This is a genomic window from Bacteroides sp. BFG-637 (assembly GCF_024793605.1).
In the GTDB taxonomy this organism is placed as follows: domain Bacteria; phylum Bacteroidota; class Bacteroidia; order Bacteroidales; family Bacteroidaceae; genus Bacteroides; species Bacteroides vicugnae.
The window spans coordinates 4720712-4746457 of the sequence record NZ_JANUPD010000002.1 but is presented as its reverse complement, the minus strand read 5'-3'; the positions used below and the strand labels follow the sequence as shown (position 1 = coordinate 4746457).

The window sequence follows — 25746 nt, the reverse complement described above, 5'->3', positions numbered from 1 at the left end:
GAGAAAATAAAGAAACGGAACATAGAAAGCAAAATCAACTTTCTTATGTTCCGTTTCTTTATTATCTATGAATAAGATAATTCAATTCATAGTGGGAATTTATTGAATATCCAACGCATCAAAAGCGAGCCCATCCATCTTTTCTGCCGAAAGTAATACTTTATAATGTCCGGCATTAATAAAGGTTCCGGTGGTGGTGCTCATCATCTTCCATTTATCCGGTGTCTCCGGGAAGGTCAATACATCCTCTTTCAATACCACCCCTTTCGAATCTATGAACTTCATTAGGACAGGCATTGGTTTTCCGGAAGTATTCATATACTTAAAGCGAAGAGCATACACTTGAGCCAATCCGGTAGAAACATTCCATTCAATGCTGTTCCCTTTTCCTTTGCCAAAGAACACTCCTGTCTGTTTACGATGTTCCTTCTTCTGATAGTTACCTTTCAATGTAGCAGCTTCCGCTTCATAGGCTACACTGACACGGGCGTTCTTGTCTTCAGGAAGCAACTCTTTCGGAGTCTTTTCCATCACTTCTTTATCTGCCTTTTCCCAACTCCAATCGGATGCAGGGAATACCGTCGGTTTCAGTTCCATATTTGTGGAAGCAATAGCAATGCCCGAAATTAAGGCTTGACCTGCTTTCACTTCCGGGAAATTAATTCTTAACATTCCCCCTTTAACTGTGGCATATACCACCTTCTTGCAAACTCCGTCATGACCGCTTTCTGCCCAGATATCCAAGTCGTCTAATACGACAGAATCATTCACGGCAACATCGAATATACGCAGTCCTTCACAGTCGGTGGAAGCACTTCCGCCTGTGCCATGCCAGGGTTCTGTGAAATACAGTTCAATACGATAGGTTCCATCTGCCAAAGGAAAACGAACTTCCAACTGATGACGTCCGAAACGGAAATGTTGGAATAACTTCCAGTCACGAGTGCCATGAATCGGATCATTGGTGGTACGTTGGCTGGCAAGATATGGATTCAGATCCTTGAAGTTTTCCGCCCATGAATGGGAATAGTTCGTATTGTCCTGCAACCACAACTGTCCGAAACTATCTGTATAATCATCTCCTCCGCAATTAAGACGATATAGATAATTATATCCTGCCTCTCCTTTTAATATCTTTTTATCATCCAGATAAAGAAGTTCGAAGTTGGGAGCCTGTTCCAAACCCTTGAACACAATTAAGTCTTCCGATACCGGTTTACCTTTATAATATCCCACAGCACGAAGTACGTTATAACGAATATCCCGGTTTTCCCACATAAAATGAGTACCCGTTCCGTTGTTCTTTTTACGTCCGAGGAAGGTTGCCTTTTCATTTGTCATATCATTGTAAAGTAACACTGAATCACAATTACTGTAAGCCTCTATAGTAGCACGGCGACGTCCTTTCTCAAAACGGTCGGTCCATGTATGGGATACGAGATAGACCATCGGATCTTTGGCTGCGGAAACATAGTTGGCACGATACATATAATACACATCCAACGGTTCTTCCCATGGAGTAACCAATCCTTTGTAATTGAACGGACCGACTTTATCTATTTTGCGATATGCTTCATCCGGTTGGCGGCGTCCGGGATTGTCATGGCTGCTGTATATCCACTGAAACTGTCCGCAAACACTGTCTTTAACCTGCTCCGCCAAGCGGATTTTGGTTTCCATCAGCTGACACATACGGTCTTCACTCCACACTCCATTCACTTGGAAATCTTCCGGTTCCGTATGCAAACCGATGCTTCTCCATGCTCCATATTCCCCATTCAATAATTGGTTAACTTGAGAAAGTTCCCGACCATATTTAGTCACATCTCCCCCCATACGTACCGCTCCAATTCTGAATCACATTCCAGTCTGTACCTTCGCCGCCATTACAAGTTGTAATGACACGCATTGTCTTTGCAGTCGGGTCCATCTCACGAATAATATCACTGCATTCCTGTGCAAATTCACGAGGTAAAGTACTTTCATTCTGTAATCCCCACATTACCACTGAAGGAGAATTGCGACGTTCTTTCACCCATTGACGAAGTAACTTCTTGAAGTTCTCGCGAAACTCCGGAGTATCATACCATACATGAGCAGATAATTGTGTCCAGAAGAGGACTCCCTCTTCATCCCAATACTTCTGATAGTCGAGATGATGGGGCTGGTGAGCATCCCGGAATGCATTAAACCCGGCCGCACGTATCTGTTTTACTCTTGCAGCCACCTGTTCATTGCTGAATGCATGGCTCTGTCCGAACTGATGTTCGTACTCGCATACCCCATTAATAAACACCGGTTTTCCGTTCAGGTAAAAACGTCCGTCTCCATCATTCCGTTTGACTGGCCAGCTAATGGTACGGATCCCAAACGGTGTTGAAATCTCATCCGTAGTTTTCGTATCACGCTTAATCATACTGGCTAGTTTATAGAGATATGGAGTTTCTGTATCCCACAAAACAGGTTTCTCGACAGGAGCTTGCTGGCGAACGACTTTCATTTCTCCCGGAGCCAAAGTTACTTTCTCAACCAAACGAAAAACTTGTTTTCCATCAGCGTTACTTAGTTTATTGACCAACTCTATCGTTTCTGTTGTCTTACCATAATTCTTAACCTCCGTTTCAACAAATACGTTAACAGCCTTTTCATCATTCCAGATGTGTACACCAAAAGGTTCTATACGAATTTCATCGGTCACCTCCAGCACCACAGGACGGAAAATACCGAAGGGCTGTGACCCCTCACTGAATCCCCATTCCGATGAACATCCACCACATACCCAAGGCATATCGGCAATCATTTCCGGATGCTCGGCTTTTACTTCCAGGCGATTTGTTCCCTGCTTCATTGCATCTGTAACATCCAAGGTTAATGTAGTACGTCCAACAGGATGACGTCCGAAGTCCGTTCCGTTTACTTTAATGGTAGCGTATGTACCCACTCCATCAAAACGAAGGAAATATCGTTTCCCGGATTTTATATCGGCGGTGAAGTCTTTCACATACATGGCAGTTCCATGCATATTTCCATGTGTCAACTGGCGATATCCATAATAATCATCCCAATTATGAGGGATATTCACCGTCTTTGCAGGCATCATAAAATTACCTTTCAAATGAGTCGCTTCTGTAATCCAAGTCTTCCAACCCTCATTCAATGTAGTGATTAACCGACGATTTTTAATTTCCGGTTTCGGAAAGCGAACCGCCGAACGTCCCATCGGCTTACTGGTAGCGATGGCAATGCCACGTTGCTCTGCGTTGTTTACCGCACAATAAAAATGATAAACCACCCCATCATGCTTTACCACATAACTCTTATGAGCAAACAATTCATCATAGTTTTTGGAAGGAATAATCAAGTCAGCCCCCTTCCAGTCCGTCCAGTGTACCAAGTCATAGCTGGCGGCAAACGTATTGAATGCCTTATATTTACGCGAAGGCTCAAAAGCAGAGAAATAGAACATCACATACACATCACCCATCTTCTGGATATGTGCATCTCCTGTAATTGTTCCATCCGCTTCATGCGCAAAGACTGGATTTCCCGGATAACGTTTCCAGGTCTTCATATCCTTGGAAAGAGCGATGCCGACACGTTCTCCTTTTAAATCCGTTTCCGGATGACGGCCACCTGCATTGTAATACATTACAAACGGAACGCCCAATGTTTTATCCTTATCCCAATAAACAGTACTCTTATATTGAGTCAGTTTCTCCCACCATTGGGCATCTTTATCATGGATGCTCAAGATCGGTTTGTCCAGAGATTCCCATTCGTGGGCAGTGGAAATATCTCCTTTTGTTGATGCCAGTCCGATGTAAAGCGGAGCTTTCACTGCTTCGTAGCCGGTGCCTTCGCCACCGATATACGTCATCCAATGGCGGCCTTTATAAGTTTGAAGTTCATAGCTTCCACCCCATTCCATATCCGGTAATGCAGGAAAGCCGCCACGCTGGTTACAGTCCCATTTTCCATCCCGGTAAGAAAGAATTCGTCCCAAAGTACGCCATTCAAGCAAATTGTCGCTTTCCGCTATCCATGTCTCGTATCCGCGTCCGTCCATTCCACTTTTACCGTTATAGACGACGTAGGTCATCAACCACTTGTCTCCCTGACGGAAAACGGTAGGGGCAATCGATCTTATGATGATTGTCTGCCGGTGCGATGGCAAGACCGTACTTATACGGTGTCTTCACTTCCTCATAAATCTGCTCCATCCGTTCCTGCGGAACTTCGCGTTGCGCATACAGAGAGAAAGTAGTGGTTATACTAAAAACAGCCAGCAATAACTTCTTCATGATATTTTTCATCTATAATCATTCATATAATGATGTTCATAATTAGTTTATATGATAATTTAGGCACGGATTACACGGAATTCACTGTCTTTAGTGTTGTCATTATTGCAAAACAACCGCGTTAATCCGTGTAATCCGTGCCTAAAAAGATAGCAATTGATTAGTGGTAAGGACTTAGTAAAATAACCAATCCATTGTTTCTTCATCCCCGGCAAGTCCGGCATTACGCACCTTCATATCCGCAGCAGTAAATCCTAGTACTTGCAGATAACCTTTGGGTAACATCAGCGTATGCTTTCCGGCCGGAAAACTATATGCATGTACATTTGCCAAAGGCATTCCGTTGATACGGACAGCATTCGTCAACACAGGTTCCGCCTGACCGTAATCATTGGCTGATGCATCGATTTCCAGTTTCGGAGCCTTTGCATACTTTTTCTGGTCATCTTTGAAATAGGCTACTAATAATTTCACCGGAGCATCTGTTTCAAAAGTGATACTCGTACCTTTCTCTCTCTGCTCGTTTCCATTGAAACGAAGCGCTTTCATTCCCTTCAATTCAGGGGCTACTGCTTCTATCTTACCCGGAAGATCGACAAATAAAGAAGTGCCCTCCTCCACTTTCACTGCCGGATAATTAGAAATCAGTTTTACGTTTGCAGGAGCCCAGGCAGCAATCTCTACAGTTTCAGCCACCGCATTTCCATTCTGTTTTTCTTTCAACAGGACGAGATTAGCTTTGAAGTTCTCCAATTCTTTTTCGTAGTGTACCAGCAATTCTTTCCAAGTCTTATTCTTTCCATCATCTCCACCGATAGGAATACGACGTTGAGCTGTCTGCATACTGTTGGCATACAAATAATGTTCGTCTGTCAATTCCACCAATTTACGATAATGCTCCAGACTTTGTTCCATCAAAGGAATAGCTTCTTCAAGTTTTTTGATGTCTTTGCCCCATTGATAATCCAATACCAGCTTGGCGGCTTTCACTTTCAGGTTGAACGCATACGCAAATTCACGATAACAATGCATATCATTTTGTAAACGGGCAAATTCGTCCTTATTTGAAGATACGGAGGCGGCCGCCTTATCAATAGCCGCTACTGCCTTATCCCCGTGCTCTATTACTTGAGCAACAATATCCAAAGGCATTTCACCTACATGAGGTTGCTTTTTCCATTCTTTCTCTACATATTCCTATCAGCTTCTCCCCTTCCGGTCCGCAACTTTCATAGAATCCCGGATAGATGGTATATTTATATGGATTGACAAGTTGACTCATAAACATACCCAGCAATAATGTCTGGCGATTTCCTTCTGTGATACCGAAACGACGCAATAGCTTCGGAGCAATCTCACCACTTTCTTCATAAGCTATGCGGATATTGCTTGCATTTTCGTCAGATGTTCCGTAGAATTTGCCTAACTGATGATTCCAGTACCCCATTTCATCTGTACGATCTCGGTGGCAGTTCCATGCATAACGTCCCCATGTCTGATACCAAATCCAGTCACGATCCAATTGGAACTCACGTTCGTTGTTCGGTAATTTATCAGCCGTATAGGGCCAATCCCAATAGGAAGCTTGCGGATAAAGATGTAGTGCATTGGCACCGTGTACATTGTGCATGGCAGTTACCGCTTTCTGTACGAAATCCGGAGAGCCCCAGCGGAACGGTTCCAGATTGGCCAGGATATGTACGTTACTGATATGGATGGAACCCAATGAACTCAAATCTGTATGTATTTTCGACCAGGGGCCACGAGGTTCGTAAGTTGTCAACGATTCACCATTATATTTATGCATCGTATAAAGATTCTTATAATGCGGCAATGCAGCATCCATCACCAGTTTACAGTCCGTGTCGTGTGCACGCAACAAAAGAGGCGGTTCATCCGTTCGTCCCAATGCCTGTAATCCGTCTTTCACTCCCGGAATAATTGTTTTTGTAAACCATTCCACATCATCCTCTACCGTACACATTGCTTCCCCCAGACAAACAAGTAGTCCTACATTGGGATATTTTTCTATGAAAGCAGCAATGCTCTTACGTGTATAATCGGCAATCAAAGGAGTAATAGGACGATTACGGTCCTGTGTTTTCAGCCCGTAATGTTCAGCAAAAGGTTTGGAAAGAATAATATTATAAAACATCTGTATCACAAAGATACCGCGCTTGTCCGCTTCTTCTGTGAGGAAAGAAAACATTTCTTCATTCATCTTGAATGTTTTTTCATCTACTTCCAGTGCAAACGGATAATCTTCCAGTTTCACCAATGATGCAAACGGATGTCCATTCCAGAGATACAATGAATTCATGCGGTTGGCAACCAGCATATCCAAATATTTAATCCACTGTTCTTTATCATAAAACCAGGGAAACTTTCCGGAGTATACGGATATTCGTACACACCATGTCCCGGCAGGTAGGTCATCTTCTGTAATCCTACACAAGCCCCACGCAATACCATTTCAGGACCGTCTTTCAACTCTTCCGGGAAATTCAACCGACCATCCGAGTCATTCACACGGTCTATCAGTTCACGACATCCGTAAATGACGCCACTCCCATCCATGCCGGACACTCTGGTCAGATTGCCGGTCGTCGTAATGTGAAAACCTTCTTTCTTGAGTGTCGTGTCATTCACTTCCGTCAGCAAGATTGTTTTGATTTCGGGATCGGAGAATGTAGTATCTCCCTGCTGCATCATTACCTGATAACCGGCTTTATCCAAGGTAGCCTGTAACTGCTCCGCACCAAACAAAACACGATTTGACGCATCCGGCGGAGTCATAATCTTCACGGTTTGCCTGCCACACGCTGCTAAAAAAAGTGTGCATGCCGCAAACATGAATAATCTGGTATTTTTCATTCTTCTGATATATATTATAGATTATATAATTCACTTCCTAACTAAGAAGAAGACGAAATAATCCCCTGTTTGTACTCATTTGTCTCTTTTTCCACTTTTCGGCACCAGACTGCCATTTTCCTCCCGCGATGATACACAAACGCCTCATTATTTAAAAGTTATACTTATCTTTGCCAGCTAGTGTCTTAGAATATAAAAACAGAAAACAAGAGCAGACAATATGAAAGAACAAACAAATTATGACTATGAAAAATACGTTCAGATAGCACAAATGGCCAAAATGGGATGGTGGGAGTCAGATTTGAAGAATCAAGAATATATCTGCTCTGACTTTATTGTAGACTTACTCGGTCTTAAAAGTAACCGTATCAGTTTCACCGAATTCCATCAAAGAATACGTGAAGACCATCGGCTACGTCTTAAAAACGAATACCTGTCCTTATCCAATTTACAGACTTACGAACAAATGTTTCCTATCCGGGCAAAAGACGGGGAAATTTGGGTGTACTCCAAAATCAGTTTCCAGAAGCCTGATAAAGAGGGATACAGGAATATGACCGGCTTTCTACAATATATTGACAGACCTATCGATAATTCAAATGGAAACATTGATTTCCTTCAAGTCAGCAGTTTGCTCTATCAGCAGAATAATATTTCATATTCATTGCTTGCGTTTCTGCAATGTGATGATGTGACTCAAGTGATTAACGAGACATTAGGAGATCTCCTCAAACAGTTTCAGGGTGATCGTATTTATATCTTCGAAATAAACAGAAAAAAACAACGCCAGGACTGTACTTATGAAGCCACAGCCGAAGGCATCTCCAAAGAACAGGATTTCTTAAGTAATATCCCTTGGGACCCGTCTACTTGGTGGAATCATCAGATAGCCGAAAGAAGGGCAATTATCCTGAACACTCTGGATGACATGCCAAAAGAAGCAGAAGAATATCGCCGTACATTAGAAATGCAGGATATTAAATCACTGATGGTAGTCCCTTTAATATCCAAAGAAGAAGTATGGGGCTACATGGGAATCGATATGGTAAGAACACAACGAAGCTGGAGCAATGTGGATTATCAATGCTTCTCCTCCCTCGCAAATATTATCAGTATTTGCATCGGATTACGGAAATCGGAGTTGCAGGCCAAAGAAGATCGTATTGCTTTGGACAACAGCGAAAAGATATTGAGAAACATCTACAAGAATCTTCCAGCAGGTGTCGAACTTTACGATAAAGACGGTTATCTGGTAGACATCAATGATAAAGAACTTGAAATATTTGGTTTATCTGACAAAAATGAGGCCTTAGGAGTCAACTTGTTCAACAATCCTAATATTCCTTCAGAGATAAAAGAAAAATTGAAAGCTAAAGAAGATGTAAATTTCTCCATCAATTATGATTTCTCAAAAATAAATCAGTATGTAGACACTCATAGGGAAGGGATTATCAATCTTACTACTAAAGTTACCGCTCTCTATGATTCTCAAAACCGATTTATCAACTATCTATTTATCAATATAGATACGACAGAGACAACCAATGCATACACTAAGATACAGGAATTTGAAAATCTGTTTCTCCTGATCGGTGATTATGCCAAGGTAGGGTTTGCCCATTTCAATGTACTGACAAGAGACGGGTATGCCCAGGATACATGGTACAGGAATTTGGGAGAAAAGGAAGGTATTCCTATGCCGGAGGTTATCGGAGTATATGCTCATGTGGTTCCTGAAGATCAGGCGGTTCTGAAGAACTTTGTACGCGAAGTGAAAGAAGGAAAAGCAACCAGTTTGCGCAAAGAAGTTCGTGTCTGCAGAGAAAATGGTAAATATACATGGACCAGTATTAATGTAATGGTCAGAGATTACCGTCCGCAAGACGGCGTTATTGAGATGCTATGTATCAATTACGACATCACGCCTTTGAAAGAGACTGAACAGAAATTGATTATTGCCCGCGATAAAGCGGAAGAACTGGATCGCCTGAAGTCGGCTTTTCTGGCCAATATGAGTCATGAGATTCGTACTCCTCTCAATGCTATTGTTGGCTTTTCCAGCCTTCTGGCAGAAACGGACAGCAGAAGCGAACGGCAGGAATATATCAAAATCGTACAAGAGAATAATGAACTTCTTTTGCAACTGATATCGGACATTCTCGATCTTTCGAAAATTGAAGCTGGAACATTTAATTTTGTATATACCAATGTAGATGTAAACGAGACTTGTTCTGAAATCATCAAATCAATGGGTATGAAAGTGGGTAAAGGCGTTGAACTGATTTTTGAGGAGATACTGCCGGAATGTTATATCTACACAGATAAGAATAGATTCACCCAAGTAATCAGTAACTTTATAAATAATGCATTAAAGTTCACCCGGCAAGGCACTATCACCCTTGGCTACGAACAAATATCCCATCAGAAAATAAAATTCTATGTGCACGACACAGGAATGGGAATACCGGAAGAAAAGCAAAAGAGCGTATTTGAACGTTTTGTGAAACTGAATACTTTTGCCCAAGGTACAGGACTCGGACTTTCTATTTGTAAGAGCATTGTTTCCCAGATGGGAGGAGAAATTGGCGTGGATTCGACTGAAGGAGTAGGTTCCTGCTTCTGGTTTACACACCCGTACCACGCTGCTGACTAGACTGACTATATATGAAAGGGGGTATTCTATGAATGATGGTTAGTACTAATAATGAATGGCCTCCAACAAGAATCGGCTGCAGGATCCTGTAGCCGATTCTCTTTACCACTTTCTTTTTTGGTATACCTAAAATTAAAACAAAAAGTGACAGGTGTGACAGAGGAATTGCAACTTATTACTTTTTTATTTTTCTATCTATATTTTCTAATAAAAAAAAATCGCGAATGTTATAAATCCTCTGTCACACCTGTCACTTCTTCATCGGTTCTTTTCAAAAGACAGCGGGAAACTTGAAAAACACAATCGTCTTTTTCAAATTTCCCGCCACGTTTTAAAGAAACCTAAAATCAGTTTAGTTTCTTATTAATCTGCAATTTACAAAAGTAATACCCATAAATCTTCATTCCATATTATCTGTTTTAGGTCTTAAAAGGTACAATTGTAACCCTAGTGCGAGCGCAACTACAATACTTAGCATGGCAAATCCTTCACCTAAACTTCCTCCATCTGTCCATTTTCCCAGTAATTGAGTTACGGCTGCTCCTGCAAAGACTCCTGTCATATTCATAATTCCATACGCTGTTCCTCTATATTTAGCAGAAACAAACTGGCATAGAATAGGCATATTATTAGCATCGAAAATACCAAAACCAACGCCAAACAGCAATCCCGCACCTATGACACTGACAAACCCATGTCCGAAACCTAGCAACAATAAGGCGGGAATTGTCATCCCCAGTCCGATGGCTCCCGTATACACACGTCCACGAATATTCTTCAGCACCCATCTATCTGACAAAAATCCACCAAGTATCACTCCGACAAATGAAGACAAAGCAATGGTAATCGTTGATATAGGTCCTGCCTGCGACATCGGAATATCCAGGTTCTCGGCAAATAGAGTCGGCAACCAGTTCTTTGTGGCCCAGCCGGGTAAACTCGGAGCCGCAAAATAAAACAATATCACCCAAAAAGAAATATTAGAAAATAGCAGTAATAACCCTTTCCCTATCGAATCGCCTTTGCTAACACCACTTACAACCACTTTTTCTATTTTCATCCGAATAGGATTCTCATGCAAGAAGAAGATAAGGACTACAGAATAAGCAATACCGACGATTCCAAACCAATGGAAAGTGCTCTGCCAGGAAAAAGCAGCCGCAGCTGTAGCACCAAACCCGCCAATAGCCTGACCGACATATAGTCCGGTCATATGTACTCCAATAGCTAACGAGCGTGATTTATCCTGATGCCAATCGGCAATCAGCGATAAAGCGGAAGGAATATACAATGCTTCACTAACCCCCATCACAGCACGCAAACCATATAATTGTTCGAATGACGTTGCATATCCCATCAGGAAAGTCACGGCAGACCAAACAAATAAACTCCCGACGATTAGCCATTTACGACTGATCCTGTCTGCTATGATACCGGCAACCGGACTCATAAAGCCATATATCCAAAGAAATACAGCCATCAACGCGCCGAAAGCTTCTGCTTTTGTCAGTTCTACAATATCTATTTTCATTGCTTCCTGCATTGTAGAAAGCATTTGTCTATCCATGTAGTTGAGCAACGCTACTACCCAAAGCAACGCAACTACTACCCATGGATAAATATTTTTATTTTTCATGGTAGTTGTATTTAAAAGATTTTTGAGACTGTTTTTTTAGACTCTTACTTTGGCTATCAGTTTGCGTATCCAGCCTTTACCGATAGCCGGAGCGTGGGGGTCTTCCGGGTATACAATGACGAATTGTCCGGGTAAGAGATTGATGAAAGTCGTGGGAACATCACCATAGAGAGCACAATCGCTCTTTTTATCATAAGCTTGCCTTTCCACTTTTAATTCTTCAAGGGCTTTCCAACCAATGGTTTCTGTACCTTCAAGTAAGATGTGCACGTCTATATAATCATGATGCAGTTCTAACAAACGTTTCCCTTCAGCAATACATTCAGGATAGATGTTATTGACAATCAGGTTATCACCATCCAGTCTGATAGTTCCCAGTTCTTCGTGTAGCAGGTCATGTGATTTCACATAATCGAAAAGTTGCTTGAACAACGGGTGAAGTTTCTCCACCCGTTGGCTATGTTGTAAATTGGATACAATCATTTTATTTCTTTTTTTGTTTCAGACATTATTTCCTCACAAAGCATATATCCTTTTGTCATCATGCGGGGAATATGGAAAGGACCTTTAAATAAATTTCCCTTTGCCGGTTGGGCTACCGTACCATCCCGGTGAAGATAACCATACCACTCTCCATATTCTTTATCCGGGAAATGGGTATAGGTCCATTCACTGATTTGCTGATGCATTTCCAAGTACTTATCTTCTTTCGTTATCAGATAGGCATAGAGAGTAGCGATAATTGCTTCTGTTTGCGGCCACCAAAATTTCATGTCTTGAGCATAATCTTGCGAGGGAAGATTTTTGCAATCTTTGAAATTAATAATGCCACCAAATTCCTTATCCCAGCCCCACTCCCATGACCAGTCTAAAATCTGCAATCCCAGTTTTTCTATCTCTTTATCTTCACCTCGCAATTTTGCTTCCTCCAATAGGAACCAGGCTGTTTCAATACAATGTCCGGGATTGATGGTACGCCCCATATTAGTATCTATAAACTCACCGTTCGGTCCTACTGTTTCCAATAAGGCTTTAAATTCGGGATGCAAGAAATCATTTTTTAATTGAGCGATAGATTCATCAATCTGCAGTGTCAGACATTCGTCCTGAATAGCTTCCCGAATCCGGGAAGCTACATTTATCAGTATCATGGTGATGGAATGTCCTTTCATGGGAAGTGTATCCAGATATTTAGGTGCTAACAATCCGGGAGTTTGCAGAAAATACTGCATACGTTTGAACAGTTCGAGCGCTTTTACTGCATAAATTCTATCTCCTGATGCAATGGAGTATTCGGACATCGCTATGGCTGCAAATGATTCGGAAAAGATGTAACGCCGCTTGCGTAAAGGTCGTCCGTCTGCTGTTACCTCAAAGTACATGTGCCCGTTCGTATCAAAGCAATGCTTCTCTATAAAGTCAAGCGTGCTTTTGGCTGCATGCAGCCATGCCGGGTTCTTTTCGATATGATTATAGGCATAAGAACAAGTAAAAGCAAAACGTCCCTGAAACCAAACGGATTTTGTGGAATCCATCAATGTGCCTTCACGGTCTACACAAGTATATAGGCCGCCATTCACTGCATCCAGTCCATGTTCCATCCAAAAGGGCATGATATTATTCTGCATATCATTCTTGTAGGTATCCGCCCAATGCTGTATATATTCACTTATATTCTTCATACTTTCTTCCTATTAGAATTTATTACAACGATCGAAGAAATGTATTTCTTCCAGTTCCGCTTTCATCTGTTTTTCTTCCTCAACAGTCATATTTTGGAAAGGAGTACGGTTACCGCCCAAATCAAGGCCAATCAACTTCATAATGCGTTTGCCGCCAACAATATTTCCACGGAAATGACAGATAACGTTAATCACTTCCTGCGAGAAGTTTTGCAGTTCACGGGCTTTCTCCAGTTCGCCAGCTTTCCAGGCATCAATAATTCCTACCAGGTTTATGCCATTATAATTGGTTGTCCCCCCAATTCCCCCTTGTGCACCTCCCATTGCCAAGCAAGGAAGAATCGTTTCATCCTGTCCATGAAGCATATCAAACTTACCATCTTTATATAAGCGGCATTGATTGTATTCATACAGACTTTCGAAAGTATATTTAATGCCTGCAAAATTAGGAATACGGTTCTCAACAGCTTTCAGGAAAGCAAGCATCGGCAGAAATGCTCCGTTAAATGCAGGAATATGATAATAGTAGAATGGAAGTTCCGGTGCTCCGGCGGCAATTTCTTCGCAGTACTTTACCAATTCTTCTATCCGTCCGATTTTAGGGAAAGGAGGTGCCATAGCACCAATTCCCCAAGCTCCGATTTTCTGTGCGTGTTCCGCCAACATCCGACTCGACTTTACACAGCAACTACCCACGTGCACAATCACTTTAAAATCTTTCGGTGCGACTTCCATCCAGCGTTCCGCAAGTTTCATCCGTTCTTCATCGGTCAGCATATAGCCTTCTCCGGAGGAGCCGTTGATAAAAACACCTTTCAAACCATTTTTTACAAGCAATTTTGCATATGCCTCGATAGGTTCATAATTTACTTCTCCATTTTCATAAAACGGAGTAAAAGGGGCATTGATTAATCCTATAATCTTTTCCATCATATAATTTTTTAAGTTCAATATATTTAGTTATTTCTCCTATTTAATTCACGGGGACATCTATCCCCTTGTCCGATAAGCCCGGTCCGCCACCGCTTGTGTAACCACAACTTTCACCTGTTCGCCATGCGGAAATCCAAAATGAGTATAAATCGGCTTTATTCAGATAAAACTTTAACCGAATCATTCTTTCCTTTAAAGATTCCAGCTCCGAATGCTTCTTCCATGAAATCATTAGTTTTGTCTTATCCGTATTTTTTATCTGTATGCAATCCTTTTTTGTGAATCCTTCCAGAGGTTGCCCGTTTTCTTCTAAGACTTCCACCGCTAAAGTTCCTTTCACATCTGCATTGACAAACAGGTATTTTCCATCTTTCGGAACCAGAGTTTTTACTATCACATAGCCTTCTTTCTTTTCCGACCTCATAGAAACAAAGCCATCCCGACGGAGTGTTGCCAATCCGGTGGCAAAGTTCGAATCATGCTTGGGTTTGCTATTATAGCGTCCACTGACATAGAAATAAAGAGAGTCTCCCACAATGAGAGGATTGCCCGCAGTGGATTGCACATTACCAGCATTCCATGCATGAAAATCTTCACTTACCGGAAGGAAAGTAGTTTTGTTCTCCCGGTTCCAATGGAAACCGTCTTTGCTCCAGCCTATCAATACTTCATTTCTTTTTTGAATATTCAAACTGTCGCAAATATTATTCTCCGGTCCTTGCCAAACTGTAAAATATCCCAGCATATATCCTTCATAGGGCATTGCTTCATGGTTATATATCTGTGGACGCAATTCCGGGAATTGAGGATGACGCGGGTCATCGTCGTCGGCATGAAACCAATACCGGATAAATTTGTCACTTTGGTTATCATATACCCTGTGTGCCAGACTAACCAACATTTCCGGGTCTTCGTGTTCCAAATAATTACGTGAACGACGGTAAATGCCATTTATTGTTTTCAACGATAAAATATACTTGCCGCGGAACGGATCATAATAAGCCGCACAGCGGTCGTACAGTTCACCTGAAAGTGCTTGGGGAGCACTCCAGTGAATCCCATCGGAAGAATATTTGAGTTTCATACTGACAGTGGAGCGATTATTAAATTCTACAACAAACATTTTATAACGTTTGGCAGAATCTTTCTCAAATTTGTCTAGCAATACCGAAACGCAATCATGTTCCAGCGTATCCACTATATTTGTGCCCGGAACAATAGTAAGTTCCGGCTTTATCCAGTTCTTTCCGTCCGAAGACTCTGCGTAGCAGGTGACAAGTCCTAATAACTTGCCACCACCGGCAGAATACCACATCTTAAACTTCCGACCCGTTTCATCATACCATACCCCGCCGCTGAAAGGAGCGGCATAGGGGTCTCCGTTTATATTCAGTTCCCATTTCTTATCGGCTTTCAGAACAGGATTACCTGAATAATAAAGAGGAAGATGATGTATTCGTTGGAGATCTGTTTTCTCAATTCCTATTGTATCTACAAAAAGTATGCGGCCGGGCTGCCCTTTTATCAAACCCGCATATACGAAGGATAAGAGAATGACCAATGATAAATATCTCTTCATAATTTTCCAGTTAGCAGGATTGTCACTTTTGTAAACCGGTACGTTGCGGATTCTGTCCTTTCATAGGCCATGCAGAGTCAGCATAGGAAGTTGCTCCTGACGAGATACATACCATATCCGATGCACCTGCCACAGCTTCGATTCCCACATATAAATATCCTTTTGAGTCCATCACCGGGCTGGAGAAACATTTGACTCCCAATTCGGCGGAAGCTAGCAAGCTACCATCCTGCTTCACAATATAGTAAACGGCTTTATCCGAAATAATGTGGATATATCCTCTGTTATCAATCACCGGAACGCAGTTGTTTACATCATCTGTCGTAGCGTAATGCCATTTCAGAGAACCGTCTGTATTCAGAGCGACAACACCTGCCGAAACTTCACCGGCAACCGTTTTTCCGCCATTGGCATAAATTGTTCCGTCTGCACCGATTGCAACACCACCGTTGATTATAGCTCCCGGAGTTTTATATACCCATTTTTCTGTTCCATCAGGATTCAAAGCTACTATGGCACCACCTGTAGTCAGTTCGGCTACGGTATAGATTGTTCCGTCCGCTCCTACTGTATAGGAGTTTCCCTTTAATGCTGTACCGCCCAAATCTTTCTGGTACACAAACTGTTGAGCACCCGTAGCGAAGTCATAACCGAAATATCCGTTTTTACCGGAAGAACCGAAATAAATCGTTCCATTCTTAGATAAGGATACACCGGACAATACTTCCATATCCAAAGCTATTTCTTTGATAACATTACCTGCCGGGCTCAAGACAATCAATTTCTTACCTCTATGTCCGAAATAGATATTACCTGAAGCATCAATAGCCGGAGTCACTGCGTATAAGTTAGAATCTGCGGCTTTATATGCCCATTTCATACTACCATCACTTCCTACGGCAAACAGGAATAATGCGCGGGGATGTTCCGCACCCGCCGGTTTCAAGTCACGGACTGTTATGTATATATCTCCATTGGGTCCTACGGTCGGACTTGCATATACCATACTGGCTCCGCCGCCGGGATTCAGTTCGTTCATCTTGGCGGTCACATCGAATGCCCATCTTTGAGCCCCATTGGAAGTATCATAAGCGAACAGTTTCACATCAAAAGCTCCGGTAGAAGTCTGATCGGTTATCATGTAAACAGTCTTGCCATCTGCTGATAATGCAGGTGAAACGGTGTTTTCAATCGGGCCACCCATCTCCTTTTGCCACATCACATTAATTGCTTTTGCGGGGTCCAGAATCGTGAGATCTTTCTTTGCACTGGCACGTAATCCGTTATTGTCAGTAACGGTCAGTTTGATGGTAAATGTGCCATCCGACTGATAGATAAAGGTAGGATTCTGTTCCATTGAAACAGACTTTGCCGCATCTCCGAATTCCCATAGCCAAGACACAATCTGATTTCCCTCATCGGGAATGGAAGCATCTTTAAAGACAGCAGTCTGTCCCAATTCGTACATATCTTCACCGATGGTGAAGTCTGCTTTTGCCGCAGTGTTATAATATACTTTATCTTCTTCACATGAAGAAAACAGAAGAATACAAATCAATGATACTAAATAAGTTACTTTATTCATAGCATTTACTTTTTAATTGTTTTTATCTATTCCGGAAATATTCAGTCCTGGACCTCCACCCGCAGTATAGCCCATACTTTCCCCATTCATGGAAGGAGAAATCCAAAAAGCGAAAATTTCACCATTGTCAATATAGAATCTCACTTTTATTTGTTTGTCTTTAAGAGAGGCTAACGAAGTATTGCCGGTCCATTCGATCCTGGCTTTTACATTATCACCTTTAAAGACTTTGCAGTCGTCTTTGGAGAAGCCTTCGATTACTTTATTATCGGAGTCTAAAAGTTCAACTTTCATTTCTCCTGCAACGTTGGCATTCACAAAGAAGTAAGAACCATCAAATTTCAGTAAGGAGGTTTGCAACTCCCCTGTCCCCTTCATAGATGCAAATCCATCCCGGCGAAGCATAGCCAGTCCGGTGGTAGTGATTTCTTGTGTTCCTCTCAAACGTCGGCCACTCAAGTAGAAATAGAGCTTATCGCCCACAATCAACGGAGCTCCGGCCACAGATTGTAAGTTACCTTGATTCCAGGCATCCGATGCGGTCGTGTTCACTGCATGGAAAGGATTCATGTCTTCACGGAACCAACTATATCCATCCCGGCTATACCCTACCATTATCTGGTTTCTCTTAATCACATTATCAGATGCACAGACATCATTTTCCGGACCTTGCCAAACAGAGAAGAATCCCAGCATAATACTTTCATAAGGAGTGGCATCCTGATTGTATATTGCAGGGGCGATATCCGGATAGTCAGGATGACGTTGTTCATTGGCCCATGGACCGAACCAAAACGCACTCAATAGGGCTTCTGCTTTCTTTGTACCAGCCTGTGGATCGATATTTTCATTATAATCTCTGGCACGTACTAATTTGTTTGCATCTACCCGGACATTGTGCCGCATACTATATACCCATACGTTTCTGAACGGATTTTTATAGACTGTGGAACGGTCGGCAATCGGTTCCGATTGGGTTGCAGCACGCCACACTTTACCATCTGAAGAAGTTTTATAATTATATCTCCATTTTCCGGCTTCCCTCGCCACTAAAAACATTTTGTATCTTTTCGAAGCATTACTTTCCTGTTTGTCTACCCAAACAACAGATGCATCACGTTCCGAGTTATAATCAACAATATTGGTTCCGGGCACGACCGAAAGAACCGGTTTTGTCCAGTTAATACCATCCGTCGATTCGGCATAACAAGTCACTCCTGCTCCGCTGGTTGCATAGGAACCACCACCTGCCATATACCACATCTTGTATTTTCCCTCCTTTTCGTCATACCACACTCCATCGCTGAATGGAGCGGCAAAGGCGGCACCTTTTGTTCCGGTTTTCTCCCATTCCTGATCCGGTGTCAATATCGGATTGCCCGAATAATATTCAGGATAATAGAAAGTACGTTTCAGATTGGTGGATTCTATCAGGAAATTATCTACGAACAACTGGCGTCCTATCGAAATATGGATGACAGAAGGTTTGTCCGACAGATAAAAAGGAGACATCCCTTTTTCCAATTCGGACGAAGAGGAACGTACCGGAGGCCATTGCTCGGGTAAACGAATCCCATTGTATAGTAACCGTGGGTCGGTCGGTTCTTCGTCAGGCGGAACTACTACCGGCGGATTGTCATCTCCACCCGGAGTATCATCGCTACCACCACAGGCTATCAGCATACAGGGTAGCCAAAAGAGTAATGTATAAAATAAATATTTCATAGTCCTTTATCCTTTATTGATTCGCAGGGACATCTATACCACTGACAGACAGTCCGGGTCCGCCACCGCTTGTATATCCACGACTTTCACCTGTTTGCCATGGAGAAATCCAAAATGCGTAAATATCAGCATTATCCAAGTAGAACTTCAATCGGATGGGTTTCCCGATGAGCGATGCTATATCCTGGTGTTTCTTCCATGTAATCAGTTGTTTGGTTTTATCTGTCTTCTTCACGGGGACGCAGTCTTTCCGGGTAAATCCTTCCAATGGATTTCCATCTGCATCCAAGACTTCGACGAACATACTCCCTTTTACGTCTGCATTGACAAAGAGGTACTTGCCATCAAAACTAAGATTCTCGGTCAGCAGGTATCCGCCTTTGTCTCCATGCATGGAGACAAAACCATCCCTGCGCAAAGTTGCCAGTCCCGTAGAAGTATAGCTGTCCCACATAATCTCGTTTTTTTGTCGTCCACTGGAATAGAAATAGAGTGAATCCCCCACTACTAAAGGCACACCGTTGATAGACTGCATATTGCCCCAGTTCCACGCTCCATCCGTCTCATTCACTGCCATGAAAGGCTTGAAAGAGGGACGGTAGAAATGGAAACCGTCACGACTATAACCTAGGAAGATTTCGTTCTTCTTCTGGATACCCAGTTTGGCACAAACTCCATTTTCCGGGCCTTGCCATACACTGTACAGTCCCAGCATAATGCTTTCATAAGCGATGGCATCGAAATTATAGATGCCCGGATCTACTTCCGGAAACTCCGGGTGGCGTGGCTCCTTATCACTTGGAGTAAACCAGTAGACTATATTTTTATCGGGTACTCCTTTTCGGATACGATGTGCAAAACTTATTGCTTCTTCAGGGTTTTTGTTTTCCAGATAGCTACGCGAGCGGGAAGATACGTTGGTTCCATAACGCATACTTAATGCCCAGACATCACGGAAAGGATTGTAGAATACGGATGAACGGTCGTATAAATCACCGGATTGCGCCACTCCTTCTCCCCAATGAATTCCATCGGACGAATATTTCAGGACAAACTGCCACCGACGGTCAGTGGGACGGCGTTCTACATTGAACATTTTATATCGTTTAGACGGATCTCTTTCCCGTTTATCCAACCAAATAGTGGCTGCATCACGATTACAGGTGTCTACGATATTGGTTTGGTCCCAAATATCCAGTGTTGGTTTTGTCCAGTGTTTACCGTCTTTAGATTCGGCATATCCTGTATAGAATGTCTGATTGTCTCCTTTATGGAGAACACCCGCACCTGCCAGATACCACATTTTGAACTTCTGGTCTTTTTCATCATACCATATCCCGTCACTGAAGGGAGCTGCATAGAGTCCCCCTTCGGTTGTCTTCTCCCATTCTTTGTCTGGTCCGAGTACCGGGTTTCCTTCGTAGAACCGGGGAGTATGGATAATCCTTTCCAGGTTGGTTTCTGCAATCAGAAATGAGTCAACAAATAACTGTCTACCTACATTTACAGAGATAACTTCAGGTTTCTGCTTTAGATAAGGCACTGGCATATCTTGTGCCTTTTGTGGCTCCCCATAACGGGGAGGCCACTGTTCAGGCAAGTGTATACCATTGTAAAGTACTTCTGTTTGGGCAATAGTCAGGCCCGGTACTAACAAACTGAAGAGTAGTACCGCCATATTTTTTATATTTATCATGCTAGTTCTTTCTTATTTAATATCCCGGATTATTTTCTGTGATATAAGGGTTAGAATTCACTTCATTAATAGGAATCGGCAACCATTCATGTTTGTTGGTGACAAATCCTTTGAAATCATCTGCAGATACGAATTTCTTGAAGTTAGGATCGGATTCCTGCAACTCTGCAAAGCGGCGGGATAGTTTGCCCCAACGGAGTAAATCATAGAAGCGATGTCCTTCTAAAGCAAATTCAAGGATTCTTTCATTCTCAATATCAGTCATGGTTACAGAAGGCAAATCGCTAAGGTTGGCACGTCCGCGTACTTTATTCACTGCCTGCAAGGGAGTCATGTCCGACGCTTGTGCGCCACCGCTTACGACGGCTTCCGCATACATCATCAATACATCTGCATAACGGATATACCGCCAGTTCACACCGTGCGCGCGAGGCTGATTATAGACATATTCTTTGACACCCGCACCTACCCCTATCAGTTTGGGAGTACCATCCGCTTCTGTCTGTGTAGGCATGGAACAATCAATACCTTTCTTTATACCTGCTTTAAATGGATGTGCCAATGGATTGGATACGGTGGCAAACCCTTCTTTTCCGTTCTTTGCCGGGTAAAGTTCTTCCCATTTGTAGCCGCCGGGACCTTTCAGACGTACCGACTGTCCGCCGGCATCTTTTCTCAAATGTATATTCGCGTCCAAGTCATTGAATATCATTGTAGAGAACATACGGATATCAGTGTTACCGTCCTTATCTATGGAATTTACAAATGCATTGTAAAGCCAATTATGCACTACTCCTTCATAACCTACTCCTGCTCCCGGCAGCATCAAACCACGTGAATCGAATGCCAGACCGGAAGTGGCAAGTCCCGGATTGAATCCCGCATTGTCCACATCGCCCAGGAACTGGAATTCAAGAATGGATTCTTCGTTATTCTCGTGGGCAACATCGAAATTATCTGCATAATTATTGGTCAGGTCATAAGCTCCATACTTTCCATCTATAATATCGGCAAATTCTTTGGCGGCTTCACTGTAAAATGTAGTCTTATCTTCACCATAATATGATTCGATTCCACTACGATAGAGGTAGGCTTTTCCCAATAAAGCGGCTGCAGAAGCTTTTGTTACACGACCTGCATTTTTGCTGTCCCAGTATCCTTTTGCGGGTAGCAATTCTTTGGCATGTGACAGGTCTTCCTGAATAAAATTCCATACAGCGGCAGGTTTCTCCAACGGACGTACATAGTCATCACCATTTCGCGGCATCTGTCTGATCGGAGATATATTCCGGAAATTAATCAATAAGTAATAGTGCGCAAATGCTCTCCAAAAATAGGCTTCCCCCATGTATGCATTCCGTAGTTCCTCATTACCACTGAAGTCAACAGACGGAGCTGTTTCAATGATATATGACGCTTGAGATGCAGTAGTGTACATCAATGTATAAGGCTGTTCGATAGTGTAGTAACTGGCATTGAGGTCTGCCCCGAACATACCCGGTTTCCCATAATCCGAGTTGGATGATGCTTCATCAGAACGGATAATCGTTGTTTTGGAGCCGGAAGCTCCCAGGCAACGCTGCGTAGACATATACCCGTACATAGTCATCACTGCGTCATTTACAGCAGACGGACTGGTGAAATAAGCTCCCATACTCGGCTGATTCGGATTAATTGCCAGTTCATCGAAGATGCCATTACATCCGTGTAATATCAAGCCGCCTGCCAAGATTAATGCGGCATATACTTTCTTATAGTTTTTCATATAAATCATATTTTTAGTTATCAGAATGATGCGTTAAAACCAAAGGTAAATGTTCGGGCATTGGGATATGAACTGATGTCAATACCACGTGAAAACAATACGTTCGAACTAACTTCGGGGTCGTAACCTGAATATTTGGTAAGCGTAAACAGATTCTGTACGCCTGCATACACGCGCAGTTTGTTGAATCGAATCGCTTCCAACCACTTTTTAGGTAATGAATAACCCAACTGAAGGTTCTTCAAGCGTAAATAGGAACCGTCTTCCACATAAAATTCACTGGGCAATGAATTTCCGCCACTTGTATTTTGAGTTTTCATAATAGGTATACCTGTATTCTTATTTGTCTTTGTCCATCCATTCAAGGCATCCTTGACTACGTTGTTAGAGTAGTCGAAGTAATAGGTATACTTTTTCTGATTGAATATATCATTTCCTTGTACTCCCTGGAAAAAGACAGTCAAGTCAAAGTCTTTGTACTCCATATTGATATTCAGACCGTATGTGAAATCAGGGATAGGACTACCCAAAATCACTTTGTCATTGGCATTGACTACTCCATTCTTGTCCGTATCCGCAAAGATGAAGTTTCCTTCCGCATCAAAGCCTTCTATCTTGTAGCCATAAAATGAACCGATAGCTTCTCCCGGCATGGTAATGGAAGGTGCATCGCTGAAGTAACTGGACATTGCACCGGAAGTAATCGGCTGTACGTTTTCTCCCAATGACAACACCTTATTTTTCAACGTTGCGATGTTGAATGTTGCGTCTATATGAAAGTCTTTCGTCAACTGTTTCCTGTAATTCATCATAAACTCCCAACCTGTATTCTTTACGGAAGCTGTGTTTACATACGGTTTCTCACGGGAACTGTTAATCTCAAAGATTTGTCCGGAAGACAGGTTCAAGTCGATTTGTGCCAGCAAATCCACATTTTTCTTCACGAAATAGTCCAGAGATAAAGTCAGGTCATTATTGAAGAAGCCCAGTTCGATACCAATATCCGTAGTCTTTGCAGTTTCCCATTTCAGTTCTTTCGATTTCAGATAGGCAGCGCGTCCTGTCACATAGCGTTCTCCGCCCACAGTGTAAGGAATAGGTCCATAAGCTATGGCATCGAAATTATAAGGGTTGAGAAAATTAGCTCCCAATTCACCATAACTGGCTCTAATCTTTAATTTACTCATTACGGGATTTTGGAACCACTTTTCCTGATGCACATTCCATCCGGCAGAAACAGAGGGGAAGTAACCTACTCTATTATCTTTGTGGAACTTAGAAGACTCATCGCGACGAACGCTTAGAGACAACAGATACTTATTGTCATAGTCATAGTTCACACGGGCGAAGAAAGAAAGCAATGCCGCATTACTGTCACCTGCCGAAATTTTACCATCCTCATTCTGGAATCCGGTAATATCCGTTCCTCCCAAATCGTTAATCGTGGAGTTGGTCATGTAGCGATAATATTCTCTCATCCAACTTGTACCCAGTAAAGCGTCTATGGAGTGACGAGCTATTGTCTTATTGAAAGTCAGTAAGTTGTCAATCGTGTAAGTGAATTCTTCACCCCTTGTTTCGGATACGCTATTGCGTGTGTTTCCATAATCTTTATCAGGAGTTCCATCTGAATTCCATTTGGTGTAGTATTCAGGAGTATGCGTGTAATTATGCTTATTACTATAATTTCCACTTAATGATAATTTATATTTTAATCCTCCCCAAATATCCAGTTGGGCATTCAAAGAACCGATCAAATCCGTTACTTTATTAAATTGATCCGTATAATGCAATGGAGCTATTTTATTCTGCGCCTTGCCATCTTCAGGATTGATGTAATAATCGGGGCCACCGGAAGTAAATCGTCCCTGCTCGTCGTAAATAGGTAGCGTCGGCAATGCGATGTTGAAAGCCGTTGTAGGGGTCTTGTCCTTATGGGTTAATCCGAGAGTTTCGGTAAATGAGAACCGACCTTTTTTATAAGAGGTATTCAAGCGGAAGTTATAACGTTTGTAATCCGAATAGATTGTCATACCTGTTTGGTCAAGATATCCCAAGCTTGTGCTGAAAGTTGAATTATCACCACCGCCTGCAATACTGGCATTCAAGTTCCATACCGGAGCAAATTGAATCCATTCTTTTGACCAGTCAGTATTCAGGTTCGGATTCGTCGGATTGTCATTTTCCGGTGCATGGGGCAGACCGCTATTATCCGCTACCATATTCGCAAAATTTCTCCATTCTGCTGCATTCAGAAAATCCGGGATGTTGGTAGGCGTTTGGAATGCAAACGAGCCGTCTATCTGAATAACGGGTTTACCGGATTTTCCTTTCTTTGTAGTAATCAAAACTACACCATTGGCTGCACGTGAGCCGTAGATGGCAGCTGCCGCACCATCTTTCAGAACTTCGATGGATTCAATGTCATTGGGATTTAATGAGCTTAATCCGGCATTACTGAATGCACCGTCAATCACATACAACGGTTCGGTAGCACCAAAAGAAGCGGCACCACGAATCACTATATTTACATCTGCTCCTGCCACACCAGCTTGCTGCACGATGTCCACGCCCGGAGTACGTCCTTGCAAGGTCGAAGCAACATTGGAAGATACCTGTTTGCTGATTTCCTGGGAAGAGATGGAAGCGACGGCACCTGTCAGGCTCGATTTCTTCTGCACACCGTAACCAACTACCACCACTTCATCCAGCACTTCCGTATCGTCTTGCAACTGAATAGAATATGAATTCTTACTTCCTACCCTTACTTCCTGTGTTTTATAACCAATATAACTAACAGCTAAAAGTGCATCTGCCGGGGCATCTAGTGTAAAGTTACCGTCCACATCTGTCACAGTACCTGTCCCCATTCCTTTTATCAAAACACTGGCACCAATCACCGGTTCTCCTTTGGCGTCTGTCACTGTTCCTGTTATCTTCTTTTTTTTCTGATTTCCCACTGATGCAATGGAGGCTTCTTTTGCTTTCAGGTATATCTTCTTTTCCCCAATTTCATAAGCCACATTTGTACCCGCAAATAACTCATCTAAGACTTTAGAAAGGTCTTTGTCTTTTGCTTGGACGGAGACAATTCGTTCGGGATTGACAATCGTACGACTGTAAGCCACCGTAAGTCCTGTTTGTTTGGTAATGAGCGAAAATACTTTCTCCAACTTGACTTGCTGAAGATTCATTGTTATTTTTTGAGCTGATGCCGCAAGGCTTACAGCAAAGCTCAATAACAATACAAGCAATACTCTGTTCTTCATACTTAGTTTGTTTAAAGTTATAAATTGATTCTTAATCTCTTTGTATTT

The 25746-nt window shown here is 42.5% G+C and carries 11 protein-coding genes and 2 pseudogenes; 1 reads left to right on the top strand and 12 read right to left on the bottom strand.

Features of this window, described 5'->3' with window-relative positions; all coding sequences use genetic code 11:
- Positions 1-99 precede the first annotated feature (99 nt).
- A pseudogene (locus tag NXX38_RS18370) lies at positions 100-4301 on the bottom strand (malectin domain-containing carbohydrate-binding protein).
- 174 nt (positions 4302-4475) lie between these two features.
- Positions 4476-7175 (bottom strand): annotated as a pseudogene (locus NXX38_RS18365) (hypothetical protein).
- A gap of 220 nt (positions 7176-7395) precedes the next feature.
- Between NXX38_RS18365 and NXX38_RS18360 the strand changes: the two are divergent.
- Positions 7396-9828: an ATP-binding protein gene (locus NXX38_RS18360; protein ID WP_258980612.1), complete on the top strand. Its 2433-nt coding sequence runs from the start codon at positions 7396-7398 to the stop codon at positions 9826-9828.
- A 400-nt stretch (positions 9829-10228) separates the two neighbouring features.
- Here the strand turns inward: NXX38_RS18360 and NXX38_RS18355 are convergent, their stop codons facing one another.
- From NXX38_RS18355 to NXX38_RS18310, 10 genes are read right to left on the bottom strand one after another with little or no spacing between them, the layout of a single operon-like run.
- Positions 10229-11464 (bottom strand): MFS transporter, encoded by a 1236-nt coding sequence (locus NXX38_RS18355; RefSeq protein ID WP_195650325.1) that lies wholly within the window; start codon positions 11462-11464, stop codon positions 10229-10231.
- Positions 11465-11500: 36 nt separating this feature from the next.
- Positions 11501-11947: a YhcH/YjgK/YiaL family protein gene (locus NXX38_RS18350; protein ID WP_007760210.1), complete on the bottom strand. Its 447-nt coding sequence runs from the start codon at positions 11945-11947 to the stop codon at positions 11501-11503.
- On the bottom strand, positions 11944-13146 hold the full coding sequence (locus NXX38_RS18345) for an AGE family epimerase/isomerase (RefSeq protein WP_258980609.1): 1203 nt from the start codon (positions 13144-13146) through the stop codon (positions 11944-11946). The genes NXX38_RS18350 and NXX38_RS18345 overlap by 4 nt, the downstream gene beginning before the upstream one ends.
- 12 nt (positions 13147-13158) lie before the next feature.
- Positions 13159-14076 (bottom strand): dihydrodipicolinate synthase family protein, encoded by a 918-nt coding sequence (locus NXX38_RS18340; protein WP_258981995.1) that lies wholly within the window; start codon positions 14074-14076, stop codon positions 13159-13161.
- 43 nt (positions 14077-14119) lie between these two features.
- A complete protein-coding gene (locus NXX38_RS18335) occupies positions 14120-15658 on the bottom strand; it encodes a hypothetical protein (protein WP_258980607.1) in 1539 nt (512 codons plus the stop codon).
- Positions 15659-15680: 22 nt separating this feature from the next.
- A complete protein-coding gene (locus NXX38_RS18330; RefSeq protein WP_258980606.1) occupies positions 15681-17243 on the bottom strand; it encodes a PQQ-binding-like beta-propeller repeat protein in 1563 nt (520 codons plus the stop codon).
- Positions 17244-17255: 12 nt separating this feature from the next.
- The gene (locus NXX38_RS18325; protein WP_258980604.1) at positions 17256-18968 is read right to left on the bottom strand and encodes a hypothetical protein; all 1713 of its coding nucleotides are present in this window, start codon (positions 18966-18968) and stop codon (positions 17256-17258) included.
- Positions 18969-18981: 13 nt separating this feature from the next.
- Positions 18982-20664: a hypothetical protein gene (locus NXX38_RS18320; protein WP_258980602.1), complete on the bottom strand. Its 1683-nt coding sequence runs from the start codon at positions 20662-20664 to the stop codon at positions 18982-18984.
- Between the two features lie 16 nt (positions 20665-20680).
- On the bottom strand, positions 20681-22429 hold the full coding sequence (locus tag NXX38_RS18315; protein WP_258980601.1) for a RagB/SusD family nutrient uptake outer membrane protein: 1749 nt from the start codon (positions 22427-22429) through the stop codon (positions 20681-20683).
- 20 nt (positions 22430-22449) lie between these two features.
- A complete protein-coding gene (locus NXX38_RS18310) occupies positions 22450-25698 on the bottom strand; it encodes a TonB-dependent receptor (RefSeq protein ID WP_258980599.1) in 3249 nt (1082 codons plus the stop codon).
- Positions 25699-25746: the final 48 nt, after the last annotated feature.

Coding starts and splice junctions, on each gene's coding strand:
- NXX38_RS18350 (WP_007760210.1), bottom strand. CDS start 11,947: ATGATTGTATCCAATTTACAACATAGCCAACGGGTGGAGAAACTTCAC.
- NXX38_RS18355 (WP_195650325.1), bottom strand. CDS start 11,464: ATGAAAAATAAAAATATTTATCCATGGGTAGTAGTTGCGTTGCTTTGG.
- NXX38_RS18340 (WP_258981995.1), bottom strand. CDS start 14,076: ATGGAAAAGATTATAGGATTAATCAATGCCCCTTTTACTCCGTTTTAT.
- NXX38_RS18315 (WP_258980601.1), bottom strand. CDS start 22,429: ATGAAAAACTATAAGAAAGTATATGCCGCATTAATCTTGGCAGGCGGC.
- NXX38_RS18310 (WP_258980599.1), bottom strand. CDS start 25,698: ATGAAGAACAGAGTATTGCTTGTATTGTTATTGAGCTTTGCTGTAAGC.
- NXX38_RS18335 (WP_258980607.1), bottom strand. CDS start 15,658: ATGAAGAGATATTTATCATTGGTCATTCTCTTATCCTTCGTATATGCG.
- NXX38_RS18345 (WP_258980609.1), bottom strand. CDS start 13,146: ATGAAGAATATAAGTGAATATATACAGCATTGGGCGGATACCTACAAG.
- NXX38_RS18330 (WP_258980606.1), bottom strand. CDS start 17,243: ATGAATAAAGTAACTTATTTAGTATCATTGATTTGTATTCTTCTGTTT.
- NXX38_RS18325 (WP_258980604.1), bottom strand. CDS start 18,968: ATGAAATATTTATTTTATACATTACTCTTTTGGCTACCCTGTATGCTG.
- NXX38_RS18320 (WP_258980602.1), bottom strand. CDS start 20,664: ATGATAAATATAAAAAATATGGCGGTACTACTCTTCAGTTTGTTAGTA.
- NXX38_RS18360 (WP_258980612.1), top strand. CDS start 7,396: ATGAAAGAACAAACAAATTATGACTATGAAAAATACGTTCAGATAGCA.